Raw genomic sequence first — 4327 nt, 5'->3', positions numbered from 1 at the left:
GCAGTCGTGAGCAGCATGATGAGGAAACCGCCCAGCGGTGGCCCGACCAAGGCAATGATGTAGAACCGATGTATGGGGCTATATCCGTGATCCGGCCGGGTACCCCGTCTGTCCCTCACATGCTTCAGCAGGGCGGGGCAGATAAAAAGACCAAAAATGTACGCCCATACAACATAGGTCATCATCACCTCACGCCGCCGTCCGGATCCGGTTGTCCGCCCCAGTTCTACCCGTGGACGTGGACAGCAGCCGGAAACTCGCAAGACTCGCAGATCGAGGCAAGGGCCGATTTCTCGCGGGGCGCGCAACGGGTTGCCAAGGCCCCGATGGGGATGAAATGAGATGGAACCGGAGGCGAGCGTCCGCTCTCATCCGGTGCCGAAATGGAACCGGTCCGATCGGATCTCGTCCCCCGCAATGAACCGGGCATCACCAGGATGATCACGCGCCGCACCTTCCTGAAGCTCGTTGGCGGGACCGCCTTTTCGGTGGTGCCGATGACGACCTATGCGGCCTGGATCGAGCCGCGCCACCGGCTGGTGACGACGCGCTACGAGATCGGCGTGCCCGGCTGGGGCGCGGCTCACGGGGCCATGCGCATTGCCGTCGTCGCCGACGTGCACGCCTGCGAGCCGTGGATGCCGGTGAGCCGCATCGACGAGATCGTCGCCACCACCAACGCGCTCTCCCCCGACCTCACCCTGCTGCTCGGCGACTATGTCGCCGGCATGCGCCGCTTCAAGACCGGCGACGTGCCGATGTGGGACTGGGCGACCGCGCTCGCAAAACTCGAGGCGCCGCTCGGCGTCCATGCCGTGCTCGGCAATCACGACTGGTATTCCGGCGGCGAGCTCTGCCGCTTCGTGCTGGAGGAGGCCGGCGTTCCGGTGATGGAGAACGACGCCCGGCGGCTGACGGCCCCCGGCGGTGCGCCGTTCTGGCTCGCCGGCCTTGCCGACCAGCTGGCCCGGGAACCCGGACGCCGCCGCCGCGGGCTCGACGACCTGCCGGGCACGCTGGCCAAGGTCACCGACGACGCGCCGCTGATCCTGATGGCCCACGAACCGGACATCTTCGCCGAGATGCCGGACCGCGTCGGCCTCACCCTCTGCGGCCACACCCACGGCGGCCAGGTGAACCTGCCCTTCATCGGCGAACTGGTGGTGCCCTCCCGCTTCGGCCATCGCTATGCCTATGGCCATATCGTCGAGGACGCCGGCAGCTGCTGGTGTCGGGCGGGCTCGGCTGCTCGCTGATGCCCGTGCGCATCGGCCGGCCGCCGGAGATCGTGGTGATCGACGTGGTGCCGGACCGGGGCGTGAGCGTGGCTGTTGCCGGAGAGACCCTGCCGGCGGCAATGCCCGCCTGAACACGCAGACTGGAACGCTGCCAGATTGTCGTTTCGCCGGCTTGCTGGTATGAGAGCGCCATGACGACGATGCGACGCATGCCCCACGGACACCTGCCGACGACGATGGACTTCGCCGCGGTGTCCGACCACGTGCGTCTGCCCGGGCGGTTCTTCGCCGCGCTCGTTGCCGCGGACGGGACCCTTCGGCGCTGATCCGCCCGAAGCCTCCCGTTCCGACGACCCGATCCAGAGATATCACGACCATGACCAGCACGCCGCGCACCCTCTACGACAAGATCTGGGACGACCATGTGGTCGAGACCGCCGACGACGGCACCTCGCTGCTCTACATCGACCGCCACCTCATCCACGAGGTGACCAGCCCGCAGGCCTTCGAGGGTCTGCGCACGGCCGGCCGCAAGGTGCACCAGCCGCAGAAGACGCTCGCCGTCGTCGACCACAACGTGCCGACCACCGACCGCTCGGTGCCCAACGAGGATCCGGAATCGGCCGCGCAGATCGCCGCGCTGGCCGAGAACACCCGCGAGTTCGGCATCGAGTATTATGACGAGTTCGACGACCGCCAGGGCATCGTCCATGTGGTCGGGCCGGAGCAGGGCTTCACCCTGCCGGGCATGACCATCGTCTGCGGCGACAGCCACACCTCGACCCACGGCGCCTTCGGCGCGCTCGCCCACGGCATCGGCACCTCGGAGGTGGAGCATGTGCTCGCCACCCAGACGCTGATCCAGAAGAAGGCGAAGAACATGCGGATCACCGTCGACGGGCAGCTGCCCGACGGCGTGACCGCCAAGGACATCATCCTCGCCATCATCGGCGAGATCGGCACCGCCGGCGGCACCGGCTATGTCATGGAATATGCCGGCGAGGCGATCCGTGCCCTGTCGGTCGAAGGCCGGATGACCGTCTGCAACATGTCGATCGAGGGCGGCGCCCGCGCCGGCCTGATCGCCCCCGACGAGAAGACCTTCGAATATATCCTCGGCCGTCCGCGCGCCCCCACGGGCGAGGCGCTGGAGCGGGCGCTGTCCTACTGGAAGACGCTGTTTTCCGACGAGGGCGCGCATTTCGACCGCGAGGTGCGCCTCGACGCCGCCAACCTGCCGCCGATCGTCTCCTGGGGCTCGAGCCCCGAGGACGTCACGTCGGTGGCCGGCGTGGTGCCGAACCCCGACGAGATCGCCGACGAGAACAAGCGCACCTCCAAGTGGCGCGCGCTCGACTACATGGGCCTGACGCCGGGCACGAAGATCACCGACATCATGCTCGACAAGATCTTCATCGGCTCGTGCACCAACGGCCGGATCGAGGATCTGCGCGCCGCCGCGGCCGTGCTGAAGGACCGCAAGGTCGCCGGCAACATCAAGCTGGCGATGGTGGTTCCGGGCTCCGGCCTCGTGAAGGCCCAGGCCGAGGCCGAGGGCCTCGACAAGGTGTTCACGAACGCCGGCTTCGAGTGGCGCGAACCGGGCTGCTCGATGTGTCTGGCCATGAACCCGGACAAGCTGAAGCCGGGCGAGCGCTGCGCCTCGACCTCGAACCGCAATTTCGAGGGCCGTCAGGGCTTCAAGGGCCGCACGCACCTCGTCTCGCCGGCCATGGCGGCGGCGGCGGCCGTGGCCGGCCACTTCGTCGACATCCGCGAGTGGAACTGACGGATCCGGCGCGGCGGCGCCGCGGCGCCGTCTGACCTATTTCCTGCAACGGCCGGCCCTCGGGTCGGCGTCTGTCGTTGCAGCGGTCTCGTCTGAAGCCTCAGGCCGCGACAGGGCGCCCGCGCCCCGGCAGGCGTCAGCCGTCCGTCGAGGACGGCTGCTGCGGCGGAAGCTGCCCGGGCGGAATGACCGGCGTCGTTCCCGGGTTTGCCTTCGGCGCCGGCACGGTGATGGTCGGATCGATCCCCTGCGGCGGGCGCAACACCCCCTCGCATTCGGCGATGCGCTCCGGCGGCACCTGCCCGTCGGGGCCGGTCGCGCACTCGCGCGGCGGCGTGTCACTTGCGGCGGGCGGCCTATCGCTCCCGGCCGGCGGCGGCGTGTCGTTTGCGGCGGGGGGCGGCGGGGTCTGCGCCGCGGCGGGCATGGCGGATGCGGTGAGCACGGCAACGAGCGCCAGAGCCGGCACCCGCCACATCGCCCCGGCCCTTGCGCGCCCCTTGCCAGTTCCCGCCTTCCGCAGGCGGCGATCGGTTGTCTCGAATGTCGGTGCCATGTCTGATCTCGCTTTCCCGGCGATGGCCGCCGTCGCAGGCCATGCCTGACGGCTCTTCGCTGTCCAAGGCCAATGCCGTGGCGGGCGCACCTGTTCCCTCGCGCTCGGAACCTGCCTGCCTCGCGGCACGTTGATCTGACGAGCGGTGCCGGGTTCATCGAGGACACGGACTGCGGACAGGTCGTATCGCGACAGCAATCCGAGGAGACACGCCATGAACCACCCCGTAGAGGACCCGAAGGCCCCGGCCAACGGAACCGAGCACGAGATCGACGACCAGCCGACTGCGGGCGTTCCCCCGGGCGCACGCCGCCCCGGGTCCGAACCAGAGCCGGCCGGGAGCGACATCGACGGGAACGATGCCGAGAAGAAGCACGAGATCGACGATCAGCTCGAAGAAGAGCTGGAAGACAGCTTCCCGGCCAGCGACCCGCCCTCCAGCACCCAGCCGTGATCACCGCCACCCCGCACACCACTTCCATGATGCGGCGCGCGGGGTGCCCAGGCTTCAGGCTCGGTGTCAGGCAACGCACGTCACCTGTGCACTCCACGGCAAGAAGCCCGCCTGCCGATGAACCGGCAAGCGGGCTCTTCTATATGCCTGCTTCCGTCCGCTCCCTGCGAACGGATGACTGAAGGGCTTTCAGTCGCGCGCCAGATCAGTTGGAATTGCTTCCACCGCTGTTGCTGCCACCGCCGCTGTTGCTGCCACCGCCGCTGTTGCTGCCACCGCCGCTGTTGCTG

At 68.7% G+C, this 4327-nt stretch carries 4 protein-coding genes and 1 pseudogene; 3 read left to right on the top strand and 2 right to left on the bottom strand.

The features are described 5' to 3' along the window. On the bottom strand, positions 1-188 hold a 188-nt coding region (locus A6302_RS23735), incomplete at its 3' end, for a hypothetical protein (RefSeq protein WP_210183405.1). A 249-nt stretch (positions 189-437) separates the two neighbouring features. Here A6302_RS23735 and A6302_RS19440 point away from each other — a divergent pair. Both A6302_RS19440 and leuC read left to right on the top strand, forming a co-directional pair. Continuing rightward, a pseudogene (locus A6302_RS19440) lies at positions 438-1369 on the top strand (metallophosphoesterase). 245 nt (positions 1370-1614) lie between these two features. Further along, complete coding sequence (gene leuC / locus A6302_RS19435) at positions 1615-3027, top strand: 3-isopropylmalate dehydratase large subunit (RefSeq protein ID WP_069308411.1); 1413 nt, start codon at positions 1615-1617, stop codon at positions 3025-3027. Positions 3028-3163: 136 nt separating this feature from the next. On the opposite strand, the gene A6302_RS22485 is transcribed toward leuC, so the two are convergent. Beyond that, positions 3164-3505 (bottom strand): hypothetical protein, encoded by a 342-nt coding sequence (locus tag A6302_RS22485; protein ID WP_141703978.1) that lies wholly within the window; start codon positions 3503-3505, stop codon positions 3164-3166. 292 nt (positions 3506-3797) lie between these two features. Between A6302_RS22485 and A6302_RS19425 the strand changes: the two genes are divergently transcribed. Continuing rightward, a complete protein-coding gene (locus A6302_RS19425; protein WP_069308409.1) occupies positions 3798-4037 on the top strand; it encodes a hypothetical protein in 240 nt (79 codons plus the stop codon). Positions 4038-4327: the final 290 nt, after the last annotated feature.

This window comes from Methylobrevis pamukkalensis, assembly GCF_001720135.1.
GTDB lineage: Bacteria > Pseudomonadota > Alphaproteobacteria > Rhizobiales > Pleomorphomonadaceae > Methylobrevis > Methylobrevis pamukkalensis.
This window is presented reverse-complemented; position numbering and strand designations above follow the sequence as displayed.